Source organism: Chloroflexaceae bacterium (assembly GCA_025057155.1).
Lineage (GTDB): Bacteria > Chloroflexota > Chloroflexia > Chloroflexales > Chloroflexaceae > JACAEO01.
Genome location: JANWYD010000008.1, coordinates 38,695 through 60,655, shown reverse-complemented (window position 1 = coordinate 60,655; position 21,961 = coordinate 38,695). Strand labels below are relative to the sequence as shown.

The window sequence follows — 21,961 nt, the reverse complement described above, 5'->3', positions numbered from 1 at the left end:
ACCTTCTCGGGAACCCTGGCTCCGGCCATGGCTTTGTTGACGCACCAGATGCAGCAATCCAAAATCCGAAATCCAAAATCCCAAATAGCATAAAGGGGCACCTCAGAACACCCAGAGGAACTCGCCTACCGTTGCTGCCTTTCGGCCCTGGCGGGGTTCAGCAAGTATCTGCCGTTCTTCGGTGCCAACGGTGATTATACCACATTCCGTTGCCCTGTGACGGACGATGGTAAAGCGATGGTGTTCATACCGCATACGCACCGGCAGGAACGATGTGGTGTAAGGGCCAGAATCGGCAACAACCTGTCTGGCAGGATAAAACCCTCTCCGCTTTTCACCCATGTAAAGTTCATAGAGTAGGTAGAGAGTCCAGCAATCATCGTAGAGTTGTGGACAGGGTGGAAAAATGCCCGGATGCCGCTTGTGGGCGCACCGTATTCTGCGGGGAGAAGGTGTGGACGCTCGTCCACAAAACCTGATGGCAAGGGGCGCGCCGGCGGAAAACCCGCTCCTCGTACACAGCCTTTCCACCAGAAAAGCGACGGTTTATCCACAAAGGGCATGGGTTATCCACAAATACTGGCGACTTATCCACAAAGCGGTGGTGGATAAGTCGCGGGAACGGGCGCGGTCTCTGCGCGTGGCTGGCATTTCTTGACCGGCAAGGACGCGGAGGGCCGGAGAGACTCTTTCACGGGTCGCCCCGGCCTGCCCCCTGCTCTCCAGCATTGCTCGAATATCTTGAACCGGGTCGTCCCGACTGACCGCCAGGACGCAATGGCGCACAGGGCTGGCATCAATACCCTACGTACCCGTTGCGCCTTCGCGCCCTTGCGTCAACCTTTCTGAGAAATGCTCTGGCGGCTTGCTGCGCACTCCTCCGAATCACAGCAAAACGCCGGACAGCCACAAGGCGTCCCGGCGTTTCGACTGTCCGGCGCGCTCAATCAGCGCAGTGCAGCCTGAACATCGAAAGACTCAGGAGTTTTCTTGCCCGCCTTTAGGGGGGTTGTCAAGGTTGAGGGTATTGATGAAATTACGGAAGATTGACATCGACTCGTCATTCAGGTCAGGCTCACTGTCGGCTTCGGTTTCCTCGACCGCCTCGCGGGGCGTCGCCGGAGTTTCGGCGGCGGCGGCCTGTTCCTCCTCATCGAAGAAGACGCCGGCCTGCTCGAGCACGTGCGACTCGACGAAGATGGGCACGTCGGTGCGGACGGCGAGGGCGATGGCGTCGCTGGGGCGGGCGTCAATCTCGACGGTGCGCCCGCGCTGCTCGATGACGATCCGGGCGAAGAAGGTGTTGTCCTGAATGTCGTTGATGAAGATATGGCTGATCTGACCGTCCAGATCGATGATCGTCGCCTTGAGCAAATCGTGGGTCATCGGGCGCTGCGGCTCGTGGCCCTGGATTGCCATTGCGATCGCGTCAGCCTCGAACGGCCCGATCCAGATCGGGAGATAGCGCTTGCTGTCGGTCTCGCGCAGCACCACGACACGGTGTTGTGTCAGCAGGCTGACACGGATACTATCTACGACGACGCGTATCATCTGTCGGCCCTTCCTGAAAAGATTGCTCGGCGAACCCCACGCGGCGCGACGAGACGCGCCGGGTTTTCTGCCTGGTATACGCAGACATCTTAGCACGTACTGAAAGGGTACGTCAAGCAATCGCGGGAGCGCGCGGGGCGGTTGGGGATTTGGGATTTGGGATTTGGGATTTGGGATTTGGGATTTGGGATTTTGGAGCGGGTCTGGCGTGGGGGGCGGGGCTGGTCATGCGATGATGCGGCGGGGCCCGCAGGGTGTTTTTCTGCTAAAAATTCACCTGAAGACCCGTTTAACATAGTGTATAGTATGCTTGAGCTTCTGGAAGGGCCGCGCCTTCCCAGAAATCTTCTCCGCCGACCTTGTCATTCCTGTTGGACACGGTGCGCACGCATCATTGCTCGTTCTCTCGAGGGTGCCGTATGCGCCAATCCAGAGTTACGTGTTCAGAGTTGGAGTAACCCCGCAGACCTGGGAGCGAGAGCGGGACGCCCTCGTCGGGATTCGAGGGCCAGATGCCCTCGCTCCCAGGAGAAGCGTGAACACGTACAATCCAAAATCCCAAATCCAAAATCCCAGGAGCCTTGCATGCCAGTTCACCTCCAGATAGCCTGTGACGAGGAGCGGTGCCGGGTGAGCCTGGCGGATGCGCCGGGCGCGCCGCTGGCCGAGACGCCCCGCGCCGAGTTGCCGACGATGGCCGATGTGCTCGGCGACCCGCCCGGCGCGGCGGGGGGCCGCCAGGGCGACCCCTACGGGGCCGGGTACCGGCTCTTCGCCGCTCTCGGCGGCGAGGCCCTCTGGCGCATGCTCGACGCGAGTGATGATGGCCTGCTGCTCCTGGAGTGCGACGACGCGGCGGCGGGCGTGCCCTGGGAGTACGCGGCGACGGCGGCGCGGCGCTTTCTGGCCTGCGATTACGCCATGCTCCGCCTCGAACCGCGCGCGCCGCGGCTGAGCAGGCTCGACCAGCCGCCGCGCCTGCTGGTGGTCTGCGCCGACCCTGGTGTACCCCGATGGCGCGCTGCCGGCCTTCGCCCTCGATTTTGAGCGCGAGCTGGCCGCGCTGCGCCGGGCGCTGGAGGCCAGTCCCCGGACGCTGACCGCGCGCCGCGTTGCGCCCACCCCCGCGGAGTTGCGCGCCGCCCTGGCCGATGGTCCCAGCCTGCTGCACTTCTCCTGCCACGGCCGTCTGGTCGAGGTGCGGGAGGCCGATGGCAGTATGCGCCAGGATGTCGCGCTGGCGCTCGAAAACGAGTACGGCGAGCTTCAGCCGCTGCTGGGGCGCGACCTGCTGCGGGCGGCGCCGCGGGGCAGCCTGCGCCTGGCGCTGCTGAGCGCCTGCCAGAGCGCGCCGCTGGCCCGCACCCTGGCCCGCGATGGCGTGCCGGTGGCCCTGGGGATGCAGCACAACTTCCCCGACCCGCTGAGCGACGAGCTGGCGGCGGCCTTCTACCGCTACCTGTGCTCCGGCAACGACGTGGCCGAGGCGGTGCGGCAGGCGCGCCTCAGCATGGCCGGGGCCCACCCGGCCAAGATGGGGCTGCTGGTGGCCTACGCCTGCCACGCGGCCTGGAGCGCCCTGCCGCTGCCCGGCGGCGCGCCCGACTGCGACCTGGCGCTGCCCGCGCGCCTGAGCCTGCCGGAGAACGTCATACCGCCCGCCGGCGGGCTGCTGGGCCGCAACCGCGAACTGGCGGCGCTGGCCCGGGCGCTGGACGAAAGCGCCGTGGCGACGGTGGCGGGGGCCGGGGGCATGGGCAAGACCGCCCTGGCGGCGGCGTTCGCACGGCGCTTCGGCTGGCGCTTCCGGCGGGTGGTGGGGGTGAGCTTCGCCGGCGCGCCGGTGGACGAGGCGCGGGTGTGCCGCGAGCTGATCGAGCGGCTGGCCGGCCCCCAGGCGCTCCAGGCGGCGCTGGAGGGGGGCGATCAGGCCGGCATGGCCGCCCGGCTGCGCGCCACGCTCACGGCGCTGGTCCAGCCCGGCGATCTGGCGCTCTTCGACAACTACGAGAGCGTACTGACCCCCGACCCCGGAGGCGAGGAGGCGGCCGAGGCGGTGGCCCGCCTGCCCTGGCTATTGCTCGACCGGGGCGCGAAGCTCCTGCTGACCAGTCGGGCCCGGCCCGCCGGGCTGCCGGGAGAGCGCCTGATCCCGAGCCGCGAAGGGATGGGCGGGCTGGCGCGCGACGCGGCGCTGGCGCTGTTTCTCCAGCACTGCCCACGGGCGCGGGATGGGGCGACGCACCGGCAGGTCGCCGCGCGGGTGGCGGAGGAGACCGAAGGCTACCCGATCGCCGTACAGTTGCTGGCCGCCGCCTACGAAGCCTACGATGGCGAACCCCAACGCTTTCTGGCGGAATGGCCGCGCATGCTGGCCGAGGCGAAGGCGCGCATGCCCGACCCGCGGCATGCCTGCTTTGCCGCCGCGGTCGAGTTCAGCCTGCGGCCGCTGGCCGAGGAGGACCGGGAGCGGCTACTGGCGCTGGCGCGGCTGGACTTCCCCTTCTTCGCCGAGGCGGCGGCGCTGCTCTGGGGCCTGCCCACCGACGGCAACGGCGCGCCCACCGGGGAGGCCCTGGAAACAGCGCGGCGCGTTCTGGGCGATTTCACCCGCCGCAGCCTGTTGCAGGTCGAGAGCTATTTCAACGACGACGAGGGGAACCTGACCGACCGGCCGGCCATCTACCGCTTCCAGCCGGCGCTGGGCCAGGAACTGCTGCGGCGGAGCCACCCCGGCGCGCCGATGCCGGCGGGCTACGCCGCCTACGGCGCGTGGCTGGCCAGGCGGGCCCATGGCGAACTGGGGCGCTCGGCGGCCCTGGCGAACCTGGTATACCGCAGCATGCCCGCGCTGGAGGCCGCCACCCATACGCTGACCGGCGAGGAGCGGCTGCGGCACCTGGTGCGCCTGGCGAACTTCCGCCGGCACTTCGGGGCCCTCGACCGGGCGCGGGAAGAACTGGAAGCGGCGCGGGAGGCTGCCGCGCCGGCGACGGCTACCCGCGGCGCGTTGCTCCACGAGCTGGCCAACATCTATGTGGTGCAGGGGGAGCTGGGGCGGGCGATGGCGCTCTACGAAGAGAGCCTGGCGATCACAGAGGCGCTGAAGGACCTCAAGGGCAAGAGCGCCACGCTCGGCGAGATGGCAAATGTGCACATGGCGCGCCAGGAGTGGGACGCGGCAGAGGCGGCGCTTACCGAGGCCCTCGCCCTGGCCCGCCGGCTCAAGGATCAGAGCGGGATCGCCTTCACTACCGTCAAGCTGGGTCAGGTGGCCCGGGCCCGGGGCGATGGCGCGACGGCCCTGACGCGCTACCGCGAGGGCCTGGCGATCTTCGAGCGCCTGGGCATGGCGCGGGGGGCGCAGCAGGTGCGGGAGATGATTGCCGATCTCGAGTCGGGCGAACTCGTATGATTTTGGATTGGCGTTGCGGTGTCCTGATGGGACGTCGTATCTTGTATACGCAACTTTCCTAACAGTTGTACATTGTCCTTGTCCTCACGTACGCCGGCGCCGACTATCACCCCGAGCCCTGCGGCTGCGCTCAGGGCACACTCCGCCGCAGGGCTCAGAATGACAGGGGCCGTGCGCGGTATGACGGGCCGCGGGCGGCACGACCGGGACCGCGGGCGGCACGACCGGGGCGATAGTAGGCGAAACACAACGGTAGTAAAATCCAAAATCCAAAATCCGAAATCCAACACAGGGAGGAGGCGCTCCCCATGACGAAACCGCTGGAGAGGACGGTGATCTGCCGGCGCTGCGGCCATCGCCGGACGGTGGACCTGGCGCGGCTGGGCCGGGCGGAGCGGGTGCTGTACCGTGACAACAACCGGCTGCGGGTCGAAACCTTTCGCCTGGCGTGTCCCAACTGCGGCAACGTGGAGATGCTCGAGGTCACCTTCGAGGAGCGCGGCCATGCCTGAGGAGATCCGCGCCGTGCGGCAGCGCCCGCCGACGCCCGAGGAGGAGGCGCTGAACCGCTGGTTCGAGCAGCAGGAGAAGGACCCGCCGAAGCATCTGGAGGAGGGCGCGAAGCAGATCATTACCCTGGTGAGCGCGCTCTACGGGGTGATCTTCGGCATTCTGGCCCTGGCCAGCGATCCCCTGCCGGCCTACCTGGCGCGGCCCAGCGTGCGCGTTCTGGGCGTCGTGGTGGTGCTGGGCTACCTGGCGGCATTGCTGGCCGCGCTGGTGGTGGTGCTGCCGGGGGCCTACCGCTACGCCCGGGCCAGCCAGACCCAGCGGGAGCGCGTGTTTCGGGCGCTGATGGCGCGCAAGCTGATCGGGTTGCGGGTGGCGCTGGCGGCCTTCGGCATTGGCAGCGCGGCATTCGCGGCGTTGTTTGTGGTGGTGGTGTTTGGGGCGTGAAACGGCCCGGCGTAGTAGAGACGACCCGCCGGGCCGTCTCTACGCCGGGCCGTCTCTACCACGCCGGGCCATCTCTACGCCGCCGCCGGGCCACGGGATTACGCAATTGACAAATCGGCCCACTGGCGGTATGCTCGCCCCCACTTCTCACGGGGCGATGCACTGGCCTTTCCGCAAACCCTGGAACTGGCACGTAGCGGCAGTGGGCGATCCTGGAGCTTCGCATTTCCCTTCCTTGCGGTTACGATCCGGCGCGCTGCCGGCGCCGCGGCGCCGGGCGCTTCGACGCCGGGGCGCGCTGGCCCGCGCGGCGCTGGCCCGGCTCCGCGGCGAGGCGGCGAAGGTCGGGCGCCTGGCGGAGCCGGGCAGGGAAGGCCCGCGAATGGCGCTGCGCTGGCCGCGGGGCGACCTGGCGTTGCGGCTGTGGAGCCACGCCTGGGTAACGGCGCTGGTGGCGCTGGTCCTGGCAGCGGAGCTCGGCGGATGGCGGGGCGCGCCGGCGGCGGGGCCGCGGCATACCCTCCGCGACCCGCAGCCGTTGGAAGGGGTTGTGGCGGCGGCGGGGCCGCTGGGGGCCGGGCCAATCGTCCTGGAGCGGCGGCATGAAGCCCTGGCGCCGCCCATGCAGCGGCCGCGGCTCGTGCCGAGCGCCTACCAGGCGATCCATTACCTGGAGGAAGGTGAGACGCTGGGGGCCATCGCCGCGCGCTACCAGGCGCGGCTCGAGGCGCTGGTGCTGGCGAACGGGCTGGAGCAGGGCGACGCCCTGGTGGTGGGCCAGGCGCTGCGCATCCCGCGGGTGTCCGGCTTTCCCCACGTGGTTGTGGCGGGCGAGACGGTATTCGACCTGGCGGCGCGCTTCGGGGTGCCCTACGAGGCGATTGTTGCCTTTCCGGCGAATCGGATCGACGCTGACGGCGGTTTAACAGCAGGGAGCGAAATCTTCATTCCCAGCGAGCGACTGGAGCTGCCTGAAGGGTGGTTGCGGGCGGTTGGCGGGATAGAGGGGCTGGCGCGGCGGGAACCGGCGCCAGCGGCGGTGGTCAGGGCGGGGCCGGCGAACCTGCGGGCGGGACCGGGCGTGGAATACGAACGGGTGGGGCAGTTGGCCGGCGGGCGGCGGGTGGCGCTGCTGGGGCGTCACGGCGACTGGGTTCAGGTCGAGCATGGCGGGCGGCGGGCCTGGATGCGCGCCGATCTGTTGGAGCTTACCGCCGAGCGACTGGCGGCGATGCCGATCGCCAACGACGTGCCGCCGCCGCCGGAACGCTGGGTGTGGCCAGCGCGGGGCAGGATCACCTCGGGCTTTGGCCCGCGCTGGGGCGGCTTTCACAACGGCATTGACATCGCCAACCGGGCCGGGACGCCGATTGTGGCCGCCCGGGCGGGGCGGGTGCTGGAGGCCGGCTGGTGCCGGGGCTACGGCTACTGCGTGCGGCTGGGCCATGCCGGGGGCATCGAGACGATCTACGGCCACCTGCTGAACCGTCCGGTGGTCGCGGTCGGCGCGGAGGTAGCGGCGGGGCAGGTGATCGGCCACATGGGGAGCACCTACGACCGGCGCGGCGGCGGGTACGCAACGGGGGTGCATCTGCACTTCAGCGTGCTGGTCAACGGCCGGGCGGTGAACCCGTTGCGGTTTCTGCCGTGAGGGATCGGGCGTGTGTGGAGGTGTGGAGGTGTAGAGGTGTGGAGGCATAGGGGAATGGTCGGGACCGGGTCGGGCAATCCCGCATGACCAATTGACCTTCACCTCCACATCTCCACACCTCCACACCTCTACACCTCCACAGGGCTACTATGCGGCTCGCCGGGGTGACAGGCTGAAGCGGCCCTGTCCGTGATACAATGGGGCTGGTTCGATTGCAGATTCTGGATTGGGATGTCACTGTCAGGATGCCGTCCCTAAACCGACGGCGCGACTCTCGGCGTACTCTGCGTCTCTGCGGTATATATGCGAAACCGGCGTACCCAGGGGTGTTTCACGTGAAACAGGGTGGTGGCGCTATGGCCCCGTACACGATCGCGATTGCCAACCAGAAAGGCGGCGTTGGCAAGACCACTACCGCCGTGAACCTCAGCGGCGAACTGGTGCGGCGCGGGTATCGCGTCCTCCTGATTGACGCCGATCCGCAGGGGAATGCTACCACCAGTCTGGGTATTTCCAAACGCAATCTCGCAGCCACCACCTACGACCTGTTGCTCGGCGGCGAGGTGGAGGCGGCGGTAATGGCCACCGGCCGTGAGCGCCTCATGCTCGTGCCGGCGGACCAGGATCTGGCCGGCGCCCCCGTTGAACTCGCCAGCGCCCCGCAGCGCGAACAACGCCTGGCAACCGCCCTGCGCAGCGCCGACGCCTACGACTACATCATCATTGATTGCCCGCCCTCCCTGGGCCTGCTCACCCTCAACGCCCTGTGCGCCGCCGACAGCGTGCTCATTCCCCTCCAGTGCGAGTATCTGCCCCTCGAGGGCCTCGCCCAGCTCAAAACCACCCTGGAACGGGTGCGCGCCAGTCTGAACCCGCGGCTGCATATCCTCGGCGTGCTCATGACCATGTACGATGGCCGCACCAACCTGGCCCATGAGGTGGTTGACGAAGTGCAGCGCCATTTTCCCCGGCTCATCTTTCGCACCATCATCCACCGCAGCGTGCGCCTCTCCGAGGCGCCCAGCCACGGCAAGCTGATTACCGAATACGACCCCGCAGGTCGTGGCGCGCAAGCCTACGCCGCCCTTGCCGACGAAGTACTCCAGCGAAAGGAGCGCCGCCAATGAATCGCCGCCGAGGCCTAGGAAGCGGACTGGACGCGCTCATCCCCGGCGCCGCGGGCGACCTGGTGCGCCAGGCGCCGATCGAGGCCATTCGCGAGAACCGCAACCAGCCGCGCACCGTGTTCGACGAGCAGGCCCTGGACGAACTGGCGGCCTCCATCCGCGAACACGGCCTGATCCAGCCCTTGATCGTCAGCGAAGCCGCCGACGGCGGCTACGAGCTGATTGCCGGCGAGCGTCGCCTGCGCGCCGCGCGCCGCGCCGGGTTGCGCGAAGTTCCGGTTATCGTGAAGGATGTCACCCCGCAACAGGTGCTGGAGATCGCCCTGGTCGAGAATGTCCAGCGGGCCGACCTCAACCCGCTGGAGGAGGGGCTGGCCTACCAGACCCTCAAAGACGAGTTCGGCCTGACTGACGACGAGATCGCCCGGCGGGTGGGCAAGAGCCGCGTGGCAGTGGTGAATACCCGCCGGCTCATCCGGCTCGTGGCCCCGGCGCGCCAGGCCCTGCTCGACGGCGCCCTCAGCGCCGGGCACGGTCGCGCCCTGCTGCGCTTTGAGGACCCCGCGGACCAGGAGGCGGCCTTCCGCCTGGTGCGGCAGCGCGACTTCAGCGTGCGCGAGGCCGAACGCCTCGGCGACATCGCCAACCAGCCCGCCCTGGCCTCCGCGACCCGCAGCGCCCTCTTGCGCGGCCAGATCAGCCTCGCTCAGGCCGAGGCCCTGGCGCGGATTGAAGATGCGGACCTGCAAGTGCTCGTGCTGGAGCGGATTACTGCGGTGGGGTGCGATGAGCGCGAGACCGCTGTCCTGGCCGATCTCGTTAATAGCGGATTGCCCCTGGAGCAAGCCCTGGCGCGCGTGCGCCCGCCCCTCACTGCCGGTGAACCAGGGCGCCGCCAGCGTGATCCCCGCGGCGCCCAATCCGAGACGCGCCGGACGCGGTCCCGCGTCCAGTCGCCGGAAGATGCCGAGGCCCAGCGAATGTTCGAGGAGATCCTCGAGACCCCTGTGCAGCTTTCGCGCAGCGGCAATGCCATTCGCCTGACCATAACCCTCTACAGTGATGAACAACTCCAGGCGCTGTATGACCGCCTGAGCAGGTAGGGCAAACGATTGTGGATTTTGGATTTTGGATTTTAGATTTTGGGTTTGGAAGCAGGGGGCCGGACCGGGCCGGGTAGGGCAGACGATTGTGGATTGTGGATTTTAGATTTTGGATTTGGAAGCAGGGGGCCGGACCGGGCCGGTCGGGGCGCCGGTGCCTGAGTATGTCTCCTGTACCTTTCTAACCCGGGCGACCCGGCGCGACCGGCGCTCCGCGATGAACTACTGGTGCATTTCTCCGCCGTGTCAAGGGGTGCGACTATGCTGCGCAGACGACTCGAGCAGACGGTGCGATCACGGGTTGAGATCCTGGTCACGCGTGTGCCGGCGCTCCACAGCCTCAGTCCCAATACTCTCACCGGTATGACCCTCGCGCTCACCATTGGCGTAGTAGCGCTGATCGTGCAGGGATCGCTTCAGTGGGCCGGGGCGCTTTTCCTCGTCGCCAGCGCCTTCGATATGCTCGACGGCGCCGTCGCTCGCGCCAGACGAGCAGCCACACCCTTCGGCGCCTTTCTCGACTCGACCGTGGATCGCTACTCCGAGTTACTGGTCTTTCTAGGATTGCTGATCCACTACCAGCGTGCAAGCAGCGACTCGCTCCTCGTCACGGTGTTGCTCTTCCTTGCCGCCACCGGGTCCATACTGACCAGTTATATCCGCGCGCGGGCCGAGGCCCTGGGATTCAACGGCCGCGGCGGGCTGCTCGAACGCCCGGAACGGGTGCTTATCCTGGGGATGAGCCTGATTACCGGCTGGACAATGGCGGGTCTCTGGATTCTCGCGATCTTCTCCCACCTGAGCGCGCTGCAGCGTTCAGTGCGAGTCTGGATGCGGAGCCGCAGTGGCGCCGAGCGCCTGCCCTCGATCCGGTGACATGCTCAGGAACGATGACCGGCGTCCGGGGTGTATGGCCGAAGCATTCGCGGAGCCAGTGCTTCAGCCGACGCGGCAACGAAGCTCGGACGCGGTATGTGAGAGGGGTGCAACGGTCGTGTACAGCTCTCCCCTTCGCCTGGCCGCGCTCCTGCACGTGCTTCGCCCCCACGTCGCCGCGCAGGCGGCTGCCTACACCTTTCTCGGGGCCTATCTGAGCGCCGGCCCCCGGTTCACCCTCACGCCGCTCACCGCTCTCGCCGCCCTGATCGTAGCCGTGGTAGTGGCCTTCGGGTTCGTTATCAACGACTATGCTGATGCAGACATTGATCGCCTGACCAAACCCGAACGCCCCATTCCCTCCGGCGCTATCTCTCGCTCCCAGGCCGTGGCGCTTGCGCGCCTCCTGGCCGGCCTGACCGCCGTGCTGATCCTCTTCGCACCCGTTGTGCTGCAAGCCATTGCAATCCTTAATCTGGCCCTGACCACGGCTTACGCCCTGGTGCTCAAACGCACCGTGCTGATCGGCAACGCCACGGTTGCCCTGCTCAACAGTTCGATCCTGGTGTTCGGCGGGCTGGCGGCGGGAGGCGTCTCCACCGTGGTCTGGGCGGTGGCGGGTATGAGTTTCCTGTACTCTCTGGCTCAGGAGGTGTTGTACACCGTTGACGACGTAGATGGCGACGCGCGGGCCGGGATCATGACCACCGCGGTCTACTTCGGGGTTGAGCCTGCGTTGCGGCTCTTCCGCGGGTTGATCGTTCTGGCCCTGCTCTGCGCCACAGCGCCTGCCTGGCTTGCCGGTGTTACGCCGCTCTACCCGGCGGCGCTGCTGGTCTGCGTGGCGCTGCCGGTCAGCCTGTACATACTGCCGCGTATCCGGCGCTACGAACCCCGCGCCGTCCGCCAGGCCTGCGCGGCCATAAAGGCAGTGCGCATCGCCGGTCTGGCCCCGTTGATGCTGCTGGGGCTTCCGCCGGGGTGAGGATGGCAGTGCGGATCGGACGAACCTCTGCTATTATGTGCGGAGAAGGTGATGGAACGGTCTGAAAACCTGGCCGGCCATTCTAAACCTGCACATACAAGGAGATTTCCTCATGGCGCTGTCACACCAGGAAGTCCTCCATGTTGCCCGCCTCGCCCGCCTGCGCCTCGATCCTGAAGAGCTTGAGCGCATGCGTTCGCAACTCTCGGCGATCCTTGATCACATCGCCATGTTGCAGGAAGTTGACGTCTCCGGCGTGCCGCCGACGGCCCAGGTGACCGAACTGGTCACCGTGCTGCGGCCTGACGAGGTCACCGAAGAGCTCAGTCGCGAGGCGGCTCTGGCCAACGCCCCCGATCAGCGCGATGGCATGTTCCGCGTGCGCGCCGTGTTCGATGAGTGAGGCGCCTCGGCGCCGTTGCGCTGAGGGAAGGGGATTTTCGCCGTCTGTTCTGGTGATCTTCCGCCTCCCGCGCAACATTGCCGCCAGCGGGCCCGTCAAAGCAGCAGGAAAGCACGACACGGTTCGCGCCGACTGCAGCCGACCATCAACGAAAGGATCGCCAATGTACAACGGGAATGGATCAAACAACGGCGGCCGATACACCCGCATCGCCGGGGTTCCCATCAAGCCCGTCTATCTCTACATCGCCGCAGCGGTTGTCTTGCTGGTGGTTATCTATCTGGTCATGCGCTTTCTGAGCACCAGCCTGGTTATGCACTTCAGCGCCTACGCTGGCGTCCTGCTCCTGATAGCCAATCTCCGCGAACTCCTTGGCAATAGCTACGGACAGCGCGGCAGCACGGCCCTGCTCAACGTGATGGTCGGCGGCGGGTTGATCTTCGCCTGGCTGACACAGTTCTTTGGCGTCTTCTTCTGGATTCCGGCCCTCATCCTGGTGGCCGTGGCCACCCCCCTCATCTTCGGGCGCGCCAACGTCTACAATGTTTACCTGGATATGGCCCGCTCCCTCGCCATCAACGTGCGCCGTACCTTTGTGCGCTAAAACCCTTCGTTGACGCGAAGGCGCAACGACGCAAGGAGGTTGCATTCGTACCGCAACCTCCTTGCGTCGTGATTCGGACCTGTAAGCAAGCAGTCCAGGTTTGAGCTATGTACGCAATGCTGTGGCGCGTCTCATCTGCGCGCCGAGTGCGCGGTGCTCAATTCCTTCTCTCTGTCACTCCGAGCCCTTCGCTCAGCGTGACCGGGCGAGCGAAATACCGGGAAACGTAGTTCACAGACTACTTAAGGGTAGATGCGGTAGAGCATACGCGGGAAGGGAATGGCCTCGCGGATGTGCCGGGTGCCGGTGATCCAGCACACCGCGCGTTCGATCCCCATGCCGAAGCCGCTGTGCGGTACCGTGCCGTAGCGTCGCAGGTCGAGGTACCACTGGTAGTCCTCGACGTTCAGCCCATACGCGCGAATGCGCCGTTCCAGCAACTCCGGATCGTGAATGCGCTGCGAGCCGCCGATGATCTCGCCGTAGCCCTCGGGGGCAAGCAGATCCGCGCACAGCGCCACCTCGGGACGCTCCGGGTCGGGTTGCATGTAAAAAGCCTTGATCGCCGCCGGAAAGCGCTCGACGAAAACGGGCCGGTCAAAGCGCGAGGCGATCAGTTGCTCGTGAGGCGCGCCGAAATCCTCCCCCCACGGCAGCGGATCGGCCCCCTCCACCTCTCCCTGGTGGTCGGCGATGATGCGCAGCGCCTCGTCGTAGGTGATCCGCGGGAAGGGCGGGACGCAGCGCTCCAGCGGCGCCGTGTCTCGCCCTAGCGCCTTCAGGTCCTCGGCCCGGCGCTCCAGCACCCGCTGGACAATCGCGCTGACGAACTGTTCCTGCAACGCCAGGTTGTCTTCGTGAGTGGCGAAGGCCACCTCTGGCTCGATCATCCAGAACTCGGTCAGATGGCGCCGGGTCTTGCTCTTTTCCGCCCGGAAGGTGGGCCCAAAACAGTAGACCTTGCCGAAGGCCATCATCCCCGCCTCGACATAGAGCTGGCCGGTCTGCGCCAGATAGGCCTTGCCCAGGTCGAAGTACTCGGTGGCGAAGAGGTTCGTGGTGCCCTCTGCGGCAGTCGCGGTCAGGATGGGGGTGTCGAAGCGCACGAACCCCTGGGCGTTCAACCACTCCTGCGCCGCGGCGATCACTTCGGCCCGCACTCGCAGCAGGGCATGCTGCTTCGCCGACCGCACCCAGAGGTGGCGGTGCTCCATCAGAAACTCGACCCCGTGCTCCTTCGGAGTGATCGGGTAGTCCACGCTCTGACCGATGATCTCCAGATCCTCTACGTTGAGTTCGTAGCCGCCGGGGGCCCGGGCGTCGGACCGCACCGTCCCGATAATGCGCAGTGATGTCTCCTGCGTCAGGCTCTGGGCCCGCGCGAATACCGCCTCGCTCACCTGGGGTTTGAACACCACGCACTGCATGGTTCCGCTGCCATCGCGCAACTGGATAAAGATCAATTTGCCTTTCTCGGTTTTGTGGTACACCCAGCCCGCCAGGGTCACCCGTTCGCCCTCGAAGGCCCCGATGGCGGCAACGGAAGCGGTTGGCAGCAGAGACATAGCACGCTCCTCGATGGCATCTACACGCTTTTCTGCGTCAGTATGCCATGAGTTCCAGAGCCTGGCAAATTGACAGCCTCGCGTTCATCGGTGATAATTTGTGAATCATGGATCCAGGTAATGACCTGACTACCTCCGCGGAGTTGCCAACAGAGTGTGCAGGGTTGTGGAGGTGAAGATCAAGCTGCTTATAGCCTGGTCTTAGCGTGGTTCCAGGCGACCTGTTCGGGCGTCAGCGCGATGCCGACCGTGCCCGGATGCGCTGTTCCATTGCGCGATCTATAACCGGCAATCTGCAAGTGCTTTGTCTGCCAGGTGCTTATGGAGATCCTGCGGTGGTGCGATGTTCCAGCCGTGCGGCGCGCCCTGTCCGAACTGGCCGATTACCGGCCCGTGCTCGAAACTGCCATTGCCGTGCAGCAGGTGCCCGCGCCGACCTTCGATGAGGGTGAGCGCGCGGCGCTGGTGCTGGATCGCCTGCGGGCCCTGGGCCTGAGCGATGTCGCCAGCGATGCGATCGGCAATGTCTATGCTCGCCGTCCTGGCCGCGCGCCCCGCCCCGCTGTGCTCATTTCGGCCCACCTTGATACGGTCTTTCCCCGCGAAACCGATCTGCGCCTGCGCTACGAAGGCGATCGAGTCTACGGACCCGGCCTCGGCGACAACAGCATCGGCGTGGCCGGTCTCATCCATCTCGCGCAGGCCCTGCAGCGCCACGATCTGCCCAATGGCGGTGATATCTGGTTCGTTGCCAATGTCGGTGAGGAGGGTCTCGGCGATCTGCGGGGGATCAGGGCCGCCGTCAACCGCCTCAGGGATCGCATCGGCGCCGTTATTGTCCTCGAAGGCTGCGATTTCGGCACCCTCCACCACCAGGCCATCGGCGTGCGCCGCTATCGCATCGAGGTGAGCGCCCCCGGCGGTCATTCCTGGGGCAACTATGGCACCCCCAGCGCCATCCATACCCTCGTGCGGCTCGCCGCGCGCATTACCGACATCCAGGTGCCGCGCTCGCCCCGCACCACCTACAATATCGGGGTCATCGAGGGCGGCACGTCGGTCAACTCGATCGCCGAGTCGGCCAGCATGCTCCTCGATATGCGCTCGGTCAGCGCCACTGCCCTCGACCACCTCATCGCCCAGGTGGATCGTCTCATCGCCGCTGCTGCTGGCGATCATCCCGATGTGCAGGTGCGCGTGCAGATGGTTGGCAACCGTCCCTCCGGAGCGATTGAGCGCGACCATCCGCTGGTCCAGGCGGCCGTGGCCGCCTTTCAGTACGTTGGCGCGACGGTCAGTTTCCAGCAGAGCAGCACCGACGCGAATATTCCCCTCAGCGAGGGCATCCCCTCGGTCTGCATCGGGTTGACCGATGGCGGCAACGCCCACCGCCACGATGAGTATATTCAGCCGGCCAATCTCGGTCGCGGTATGCAGGCGCTGCTGCTCCTGACCCTCGCCGCCTCCGGCTGATGGTTTTTGCGCATCTGTAACGTGCCCTAGCTCGCTAAAACTTCCTCAATCGCTTCCAGCGCCTCCGCGCTCAGGGTGATCTCTGCCGCGCCGGCGTTGTCGTCGATCTGCTCGGGCCGCGTGGCCCCGATGATCACGCTGCTCACCTCCGGCCCCCGCAGCGCCCAGGCCAGCGCCAGTTGCGCCCGCGAGACGCCTAACCCATCGGCGATCGGCTTCAACCGCCGCACCCGCTCCGCGTTCGCCGCGGTCAGGTAGCGCTCCCGCGCCCACTCCTCGCGCCAGAAGCGCGTACCCTCCGGAACCCCCTCGTCATACTTGCCCGTCAGCATCCCCATGGCCAGGGGCGACCAGACCACCAGGCCGATCCCCCGGGGGCGCGTTACCGGGGCGATCTCGCGCTCCACCCGTTCGCGCCAGAGCATGGAGTACTGGGGCTGTTCCACCTTCGGCTTCGCCCACCCGTAGCGCTCGCAGATCGCGTGCGCTTCGACGATCTCGGCTGCGCTCCACTCCGAGGTGCCCCAGTACAAGATCTTGCCCATCCGCACCAGGTCGTGCATCGCCTGTGCCGTTTCCTCAATCGGGGTCTCGGGATCAGGACGGTGGCAGAAGTAGATATCCACGTAGTCGGCGCCCAGCCGCCGCAGGCTCTTATCAATGCTCTCAAAGATGTGCTTGCGTGATAGACCCCGGTCGTTCACATCGTCGCTCATGGGCCAGAACACCTTGGTGGCGATCACCAGCGTGTGACGCGGGAATTGCCGCAGGATCGCGCCCATCTGCGCCTCGGCTTCGCCTTTGCCATAGATGTCGGCCAGATCGTAGTAATTGATACCCCGCTCGTAGGCCCGCTCGACCACGCGCCGCGCCACCTCCGGAGCAACCTTGCCCTCTCCAAAGTTGATCCAGCCTCCCAGCGCCACAACGCTGACTTTCATCCCCGCATCGCCCAGCCTGCGGTACTTCATGATTGCTGTTCCCCCTGTTGTCGTGAAACCATAGCGCCACTCTATCTGCCAGGGAGGGTACAACCCCTGCGGCTGCGCCGCACATAATGAGAGCCCGGCAAGCTATGCCCTCCCGGACCATCCTGATTGGAGCGATACGCAAACCGGAACGCCCGACGGCCAGACCGGCTTCTCCAGAGGCCGATTCCGTTCCAGGAGACCTGTTCGGCCAATCCAAAATCCAAAATCCCCTACGCTTTCCACTCCTCCAACCGGGGGCGGTACCCGCCATGCCCGTCAGGTTCCAGGAGCACGTAGGTGTAGGTCGCCGTGTAGTTCGCCTCGTCGGCGATCTCCGCCCAGGTATAGCTCAGTTGCTGCTCGTCTTTGAGGTGTAATGTCCAGGTTCCGCTGTTAAAGTAGTACCCCTGTCGCCCGTCGCTCAGGATAAGCGGATCGGTCAGACCATTGAGCGCTACGTGCGTATGTCCCATCACCACCGCACCCACGCGCGGATCCTCCTCCAGCACCGCGAGCGCCGCGTTGCGAAAGGCGTCGCCGCCTATGCCGCCAAGCACCACTTCGCCCCCGGTGGCGATTTCCGTCTCGTCCAGGGTCAGTTGGGGCGCTGCGCCGCTCAGGGCCAGCGCCAGGTCGCCGCTCCTCGCTCCCAGGACGCTGCGCTCAAACTCTTCGCGAAACGCCGGTTCAGCAATCCGCCTCTCGAGCACCTCCCGCAAGTCGGGATCGGCCAGGGCGGCCACAATATCCTCGACCTCCGGCGCTGCTCCTGCTTCCGCTTCGCTCCACCCTAGCAGCGGCGGGAGACCGCTGGTGAGCAGGAAGCGCGCCACCAGGCCCAGCGCCGTGGCGGTGAAGATCGGGTCATGCCGCAACCCCAGCTTCACCACGCGCAGGATGGGTTTCACATTGTCAATGAACCAGCGTTGCCGCTCCAACTGGTTATAGACCTTGTCCACAAACAGCGTGCCCCAGCAGCGCTTCAGCCGGCGCACCCCCATGCGGTCAATGCCGAAAGGCTGCTCCATGCGCTCCCCAAAACGGTTGGCTCGGTCGTGCTCGTGCCCATGCTCGATATGTACGCGCCCGCGCGGGCCTTCGCCCACGGTGTAGGCGTAACGCACCCGGCGCAGATCGCCCGCTGCGCCGGGCGGGTAGATCGCCTCGAATATGCGCGCCCAAACCCCCGGCCATAACAGATCAATGTCGTGGTTTCCCGCGATGATCGTGATCGAATTGCCCTCGACCATGAACCGCCGCAGGGCCGCGAAGACTTCTGAGTGCCCCGAGGCGATCCACGGCGATCGCCCCAGGATTACATCGGTGCGACGGATGGACTCTTCCTCCGTGCTGCCCAGGTCGTCTTCCGGCGAGGCCAGGCCGATTTCGGGCAGCGTCTGGCAGTACTCCAGAAAATCGCCCGCGATCACCAGTTCCACCGGCCTGCCGGTCGTGCCAATCGTGTCCAGAAAGCGGGCGAAATCAGCATCAGCCGTAAAATCCTCCAGCGGGTCAGGCTCGCCGTTGGGCAGCCAGCCCGGCCCCAGGTGCAGATCGCTGACCACGTATACCAGACGCTCCATGAGCGGTTCTCCTTGCGTAATTGGATTTGCCGCGGAGCACGCAGAGGATGCGCTTTTTGAAGCCCCTTGCGCCCCTCCGCAACCTCTGCGGTGCCACTGTATTCAGTGGATATGTGAACCCGATCCTCCTCGCCGCGATCCCACAGGCTCCCGTTCCGCGGTATCATAGCATGCCGTGCATCACCAGGCGGGTTTAACGACCCGCACCCGGAACGACCTCCCTGCCGGCAGGGGCATTGTTCCTCACTCTGCTGCGCCTCGCCGTTCTCGGCGCGCCCTTTCGCTCCACGGCCGGTGAAGCGGAGGAGTGGGAAGGGCAAGGACCATTCGCGCCCGCGAGCGCCTAGAAAGGTATTCGCTGCCGTGTCCGCCCAGGAGTTTTTCGCCCGTGTGGGCCTGCACGGGGAGCCGGTCGCCGATCCCTCTGCCAGCGTCGTTCACGGCGAGACGCGCTTTACCATCCTTACTCCGCGCCTGATCCGCATCGAGTGGGCGCCCGACGGCGCCTTCGACGACCGCGCGACCTACGCCTTTCCCACTCGCCGCGCCCCCGTCCCTCCCTTCCACCTCAGAGCGTCTGGCGAGACCCTGACTATTGATACCGGCGCCCTTCGCCTCCAGCGTATCGGGATGCGCGGGCCGCATACTTCCGACAACCTTAGCCTGGAACTGCCCGTCGCCGGCAGGATTGCCCGCTGGACCCCCGGCACGCCCGACCCGCTCAACCTCCGCGGCGCCCGGCGCACCCTCGATGGCTGTCACGGGCAGGCGGCCATTGAGCCGGGGTTGCTCTCCCGCTCTGGGTGGGCGCTGCACGATGATAGCGCCGCCGTGCGTTTCGATCCCCGGACCGGCTGGGTGCAACCGCGTCCGGAGCCGCCCCGCCAGGACTGGTACTTCTTCGGCTATGGTCACGACTTCCGGGGCGCTCTGGCCGAGTATGCCCGCTTCGGCGGCGCTGTGCCGCTCATCCCCCGCTGGGCGCTGGGGGCCTGGTGGTCACGCTATTATGCCTACAGCGAGCAGGAGCTTCGCGACCTGGCGGCCGCTTTTGCCGCCCACGACTTCCCCCTCGATGTGCTGGTGATTGATATGGACTGGCACACGCCCCACGGGTGGACGGGTTACACCTGGAATACCGACCTGTTTGCCGACCCGTCCGCCTTCCTTGCCTGGCTCCACGAGCAGGGGCTGCGCGTAACCCTCAATCTGCATCCCGCTGACGGGGTCCAGCCCCACGAAGCCGTCTATCCCGCCTTTGCCGCAGCCATGGAGGTCGAACCCGGCCAGGGAGTGCCCTTTCGCATCGGCGACGCGCGCTTCGCTCGCAACTACTTCCACCTCCTGCACCATCCCCTTGAAGATCAGGGCGTGGACTTCTGGTGGATAGACTGGCAACAGGGGCGCGCGTGTGAAGTTCCAGGACTCGACCCCTTGCCCTGGCTCAACCATCTGCATTTCAGCGACATGCGACGCCGCAGGGATCGCCGGCCCATCATCCTGTCACGCTGGGGCGGCCTGGGCAACCATCGCTACCCGGTCGGCTTTTCCGGCGATACCTATGCCACCTGGGAGGCCCTGCGCTTTCAGCCGTACTTTACCGCCAGCGCCGCCAATGTGCTCTATGGCTGGTGGAGCCACGACATCGGCGGGCACTTCGATGCCGCTGAACCGGAACTCTACACCCGCTGGGTGCAGTTCGGGGCCTTCAGTCCCATTCTGCGCCTCCACTCCACGAAGGACCTCGCCGCCGAACGGCGCCCCTGGGCCTTTCCCCCCGCTGCGCGCGACGCCGCCCGCGCGGCCTTTCAGGCGCGCTACGCCCTGCTGCCTTACCTCTACACTCTCGCGCGCATCCACACCGACACCGGCCTGGCGCCCTGCCGTCCGCTCTACTATGAATGGCCCGACGCTGAGGCCGCCTATGTCGCTCGCGAGCAGTTCGCTCTCGGCGACCAGATAATAGTCGCCCCTATCGTCCATCCCTCCGACCCCTCAACCGGCCTGGCCCCCGCCGACGTCTGGGTTCCGCCGGGCGAATGGATCGAGCGCGCTTCCGGCGAACGGTTCCGCGGCCCGGCCTGGATGCGCCTGGTGGGCGATCTTCACGCCATTCCCCAACTTGTGCGCGCTGGCGGCATTCTGCCTCTGGCCCCCGTAACATCCCGCAGCCACCAGCAGGCACATGATCGGCTGATCCTGGCGATCTTCCCCGGAGAACACGGGATGCTGCGCCTGTATGAAGATGCGGGCGAGGGCGAGGCCTATCGCCAGAATGAGTATGAGTGGACCCCGGTCGAGGCGCGCTCTGCCGATGGTGGCCGGACCGTCGAGGTTTCGATTGGCCCGGCTGAGGGCCATTGTCCGGCTCTCCCGCCGGAGCGGGCAATCACGGTGCGGTTTGAGCATTGCCGCCCGCCGACCAGGGTGTGGCTCGACGGAAGGGAGCACGCCGGCTGGCGCTACGATGCGGCCACGCAGACGATCATCGTTGACATCACGGCCCGCCCCAGGACCATCTCCACCTCACTCGTCGTCCAGGGTGACGCGCCGCTCACCTTTGCTGGCGACGAGCGCAACGCCGCCCTGCGCCTGGCCGACGCGCGGCGGCTGCTCCGGCTTCCCGACGCCGCCAGCGAGACGTTGCTGGCCGCAGCTCTCGCCGGCGACACCGCCGCGCACCGCCATGCCCTCGCGCGGCTCGGCGGGCCGTTCGCCCGCGTCTTTGAGTACACTACCCCCGAAGATGCCGCTCGAACCCTTGGCGCACTGGTCGTCGCTGCGCCCCGCGACGGAGCGCCCGTCCGGGTTGCCGGCCACTGGCGCCTCCACGGCCCTGGGGGGGTCGCCGAGATCCCCTGCGACCCTGGCGATCTCTACGCCGATACCATTGTGTATGCTCCCTTCGCCTGGGACGGCTCATCCGCCACCTGCCGCTGGTCGCTGGATCTGCGCCTCCACTGGCGCGGCCACGCCATCGCGTACAGCTTTACCTCGGCGACCCTCTTTCCTGCCGTTAGCGCCTGGCGCACCCTCGCCACCCCGGCGATTTCGCCCCTGAGCCTTGATGCGCTGCTCGACCTGGCTGGCGCGCCGCGCCGCGAACTGCCCTGGGATCATCACACCCTCGCCTCAGCGCCTGATGAGATGCGGAGTCTCACCGAACCGTTCCCTGTACCCCTGAGCCAGTACGCCCGTGCCAACCGCGATGCTGCGCTGGTTGGCTACGCCGTGGCTGAACTCCGCGCTCCGACCGCCCTTGAGGCGCGCGTCGCCTACCAGTCGCCCCGTCTCGTGCGGGTCTGGCTCAATGGCGTCGAGTTGATGACCGAGAGCTTCACGCCCTGCGCTGTCAACAAGGTTAATCCCCGCTGGTCGCGCACCATTCCCGCCACGCTGCGTCCTGGCGCGAACGTGCTGCTCATCGCCAGCGATCGCCCCGCAGGCGAAGAACCCTGGTTCTGGTTTCTGCACGTCGCCATCGTCGGACCCGATGGCCTGCCCGCGCCGGAGGTGGCGGTTGTAACCCCTCATCTTCCCTGAACGGGGCGCTTCGTAGCGGGCTGTAGCGCAATCCTCCGGGTTGCGACGGGCAACCTGCTTGCTATATATCCGACGTGCTACAATACAATCACACCGTACCTGACCCGGACGTAGTTTGCGATCCCGGCGGTTGCGACGGTCCTGTGGAGGAAGG

Annotated in this window: 17 protein-coding genes and 1 other RNA gene; 13 read left to right on the top strand and 5 right to left on the bottom strand. The window is 66.5% G+C overall.

Annotated features, from left to right (window positions below; translation table 11 throughout):
- Positions 1–91: 91 nt before the first annotated feature.
- Together ffs and NZU74_08605 are read right to left on the bottom strand one after the other, a co-directional pair.
- Positions 92–188: signal recognition particle sRNA small type (ffs, locus tag NZU74_08610), an RNA gene on the bottom strand.
- A 790-nt stretch (positions 189–978) separates the two neighbouring features.
- A complete protein-coding gene (locus NZU74_08605) occupies positions 979–1,551 on the bottom strand; it encodes a bifunctional nuclease family protein (protein ID MCS6881381.1) in 573 nt (190 codons plus the stop codon).
- Between the two features lie 585 nt (positions 1,552–2,136).
- Here NZU74_08605 and NZU74_08600 point away from each other — a divergent pair.
- The 11 genes from NZU74_08600 to NZU74_08550 all read left to right on the top strand — a co-directional run bounded on the left by NZU74_08600 (position 2,137) and on the right by NZU74_08550 (position 12,672).
- Positions 2,137–2,598: a hypothetical protein gene (locus NZU74_08600; GenBank protein ID MCS6881380.1), complete on the top strand. Its 462-nt coding sequence runs from the start codon at positions 2,137–2,139 to the stop codon at positions 2,596–2,598.
- Positions 2,555–4,966 (top strand): CHAT domain-containing protein, encoded by a 2,412-nt coding sequence (locus tag NZU74_08595; protein MCS6881379.1) that lies wholly within the window; start codon positions 2,555–2,557, stop codon positions 4,964–4,966. Before NZU74_08600 ends, NZU74_08595 begins: the two co-directional genes overlap by 44 nt.
- A gap of 308 nt (positions 4,967–5,274) precedes the next feature.
- Entirely contained in the window at positions 5,275–5,478 is a 204-nt protein-coding gene (locus tag NZU74_08590; protein MCS6881378.1) for a hypothetical protein, read from the top strand.
- A complete protein-coding gene (locus NZU74_08585) occupies positions 5,471–5,923 on the top strand; it encodes a hypothetical protein (GenBank protein MCS6881377.1) in 453 nt (150 codons plus the stop codon). Before NZU74_08590 ends, NZU74_08585 begins: the two co-directional genes overlap by 8 nt.
- Positions 5,913–7,574 carry a LysM peptidoglycan-binding domain-containing M23 family metallopeptidase gene (locus NZU74_08580; GenBank protein ID MCS6881376.1) on the top strand — a complete coding sequence of 554 codons (1,662 nt, stop codon included), beginning with the start codon at positions 5,913–5,915 and terminating at the stop codon, positions 7,572–7,574. Before NZU74_08585 ends, NZU74_08580 begins: the two co-directional genes overlap by 11 nt.
- A gap of 356 nt (positions 7,575–7,930) precedes the next feature.
- On the top strand, positions 7,931–8,701 hold the full coding sequence (locus NZU74_08575) for an AAA family ATPase (GenBank protein ID MCS6881375.1): 771 nt from the start codon (positions 7,931–7,933) through the stop codon (positions 8,699–8,701).
- Positions 8,698–9,804, top strand: a complete 1,107-nt coding sequence (locus NZU74_08570) for a ParB/RepB/Spo0J family partition protein (protein MCS6881374.1) — start codon at positions 8,698–8,700, stop codon at positions 9,802–9,804. Before NZU74_08575 ends, NZU74_08570 begins: the two co-directional genes overlap by 4 nt.
- A 261-nt stretch (positions 9,805–10,065) precedes the next feature.
- A complete protein-coding gene (locus NZU74_08565) occupies positions 10,066–10,680 on the top strand; it encodes a CDP-alcohol phosphatidyltransferase family protein (protein ID MCS6881373.1) in 615 nt (204 codons plus the stop codon).
- 118 nt (positions 10,681–10,798) lie between these two features.
- Positions 10,799–11,665: a UbiA family prenyltransferase gene (locus NZU74_08560; GenBank protein MCS6881372.1), complete on the top strand. Its 867-nt coding sequence runs from the start codon at positions 10,799–10,801 to the stop codon at positions 11,663–11,665.
- A 112-nt stretch (positions 11,666–11,777) separates the two neighbouring features.
- A complete protein-coding gene (gene gatC / locus NZU74_08555) occupies positions 11,778–12,068 on the top strand; it encodes an Asp-tRNA(Asn)/Glu-tRNA(Gln) amidotransferase subunit GatC (GenBank protein MCS6881371.1) in 291 nt (96 codons plus the stop codon).
- Between the two features lie 163 nt (positions 12,069–12,231).
- Positions 12,232–12,672 (top strand): hypothetical protein, encoded by a 441-nt coding sequence (locus NZU74_08550; protein MCS6881370.1) that lies wholly within the window; start codon positions 12,232–12,234, stop codon positions 12,670–12,672.
- Positions 12,673–12,914: 242 nt separating this feature from the next.
- Here the strand turns inward: NZU74_08550 and asnS are convergent, their stop codons facing one another.
- Entirely contained in the window at positions 12,915–14,237 is a 1,323-nt protein-coding gene (gene asnS, locus NZU74_08545) for an asparagine--tRNA ligase (GenBank protein ID MCS6881369.1), read from the bottom strand.
- Between the two features lie 321 nt (positions 14,238–14,558).
- On the opposite strand from asnS, the gene NZU74_08540 reads away from it, so the two are divergent.
- Positions 14,559–15,710, top strand: a complete 1,152-nt coding sequence (locus NZU74_08540; protein MCS6881368.1) for a M20/M25/M40 family metallo-hydrolase — start codon at positions 14,559–14,561, stop codon at positions 15,708–15,710.
- A gap of 26 nt (positions 15,711–15,736) precedes the next feature.
- On the opposite strand, the gene NZU74_08535 is transcribed toward NZU74_08540, so the two are convergent.
- On the bottom strand, positions 15,737–16,681 hold the full coding sequence (locus NZU74_08535; protein MCS6881367.1) for an aldo/keto reductase family protein: 945 nt from the start codon (positions 16,679–16,681) through the stop codon (positions 15,737–15,739).
- Positions 16,682–16,911: 230 nt separating this feature from the next.
- Positions 16,912–18,264, bottom strand: a complete 1,353-nt coding sequence (locus NZU74_08530) for a metallophosphoesterase (GenBank protein MCS6881366.1) — start codon at positions 18,262–18,264, stop codon at positions 16,912–16,914.
- A gap of 363 nt (positions 18,265–18,627) precedes the next feature.
- Here NZU74_08530 and NZU74_08525 point away from each other — a divergent pair, with 363 nt between their 5' ends.
- Positions 18,628–21,807: a DUF5110 domain-containing protein gene (locus NZU74_08525; protein ID MCS6881365.1), complete on the top strand. Its 3,180-nt coding sequence runs from the start codon at positions 18,628–18,630 to the stop codon at positions 21,805–21,807.
- Positions 21,808–21,961 lie beyond the last annotated feature (154 nt).

Bases quoted from the DNA above. Each gene is read 5' to 3' on its own strand.
- NZU74_08605 (MCS6881381.1), bottom strand. From the start codon at position 1,551: ATGATACGCGTCGTCGTAGATAGTATCCGTGTCAGCCTGCTGACACAA.
- NZU74_08600 (MCS6881380.1), top strand. From the start codon at position 2,137: ATGCCAGTTCACCTCCAGATAGCCTGTGACGAGGAGCGGTGCCGGGTG.
- NZU74_08590 (MCS6881378.1), top strand. From the start codon at position 5,275: ATGACGAAACCGCTGGAGAGGACGGTGATCTGCCGGCGCTGCGGCCAT.
- NZU74_08585 (MCS6881377.1), top strand. From the start codon at position 5,471: ATGCCTGAGGAGATCCGCGCCGTGCGGCAGCGCCCGCCGACGCCCGAG.
- NZU74_08575 (MCS6881375.1), top strand. From the start codon at position 7,931: ATGGCCCCGTACACGATCGCGATTGCCAACCAGAAAGGCGGCGTTGGC.
- NZU74_08570 (MCS6881374.1), top strand. From the start codon at position 8,698: ATGAATCGCCGCCGAGGCCTAGGAAGCGGACTGGACGCGCTCATCCCC.
- NZU74_08565 (MCS6881373.1), top strand. From the start codon at position 10,066: ATGCTGCGCAGACGACTCGAGCAGACGGTGCGATCACGGGTTGAGATC.
- gatC (MCS6881371.1), top strand. From the start codon at position 11,778: ATGGCGCTGTCACACCAGGAAGTCCTCCATGTTGCCCGCCTCGCCCGC.
- NZU74_08550 (MCS6881370.1), top strand. From the start codon at position 12,232: ATGTACAACGGGAATGGATCAAACAACGGCGGCCGATACACCCGCATC.
- asnS (MCS6881369.1), bottom strand. From the start codon at position 14,237: ATGTCTCTGCTGCCAACCGCTTCCGTTGCCGCCATCGGGGCCTTCGAG.
- NZU74_08540 (MCS6881368.1), top strand. From the start codon at position 14,559: ATGGAGATCCTGCGGTGGTGCGATGTTCCAGCCGTGCGGCGCGCCCTG.
- NZU74_08535 (MCS6881367.1), bottom strand. From the start codon at position 16,681: ATGAAGTACCGCAGGCTGGGCGATGCGGGGATGAAAGTCAGCGTTGTG.
- NZU74_08530 (MCS6881366.1), bottom strand. From the start codon at position 18,264: ATGGAGCGTCTGGTATACGTGGTCAGCGATCTGCACCTGGGGCCGGGC.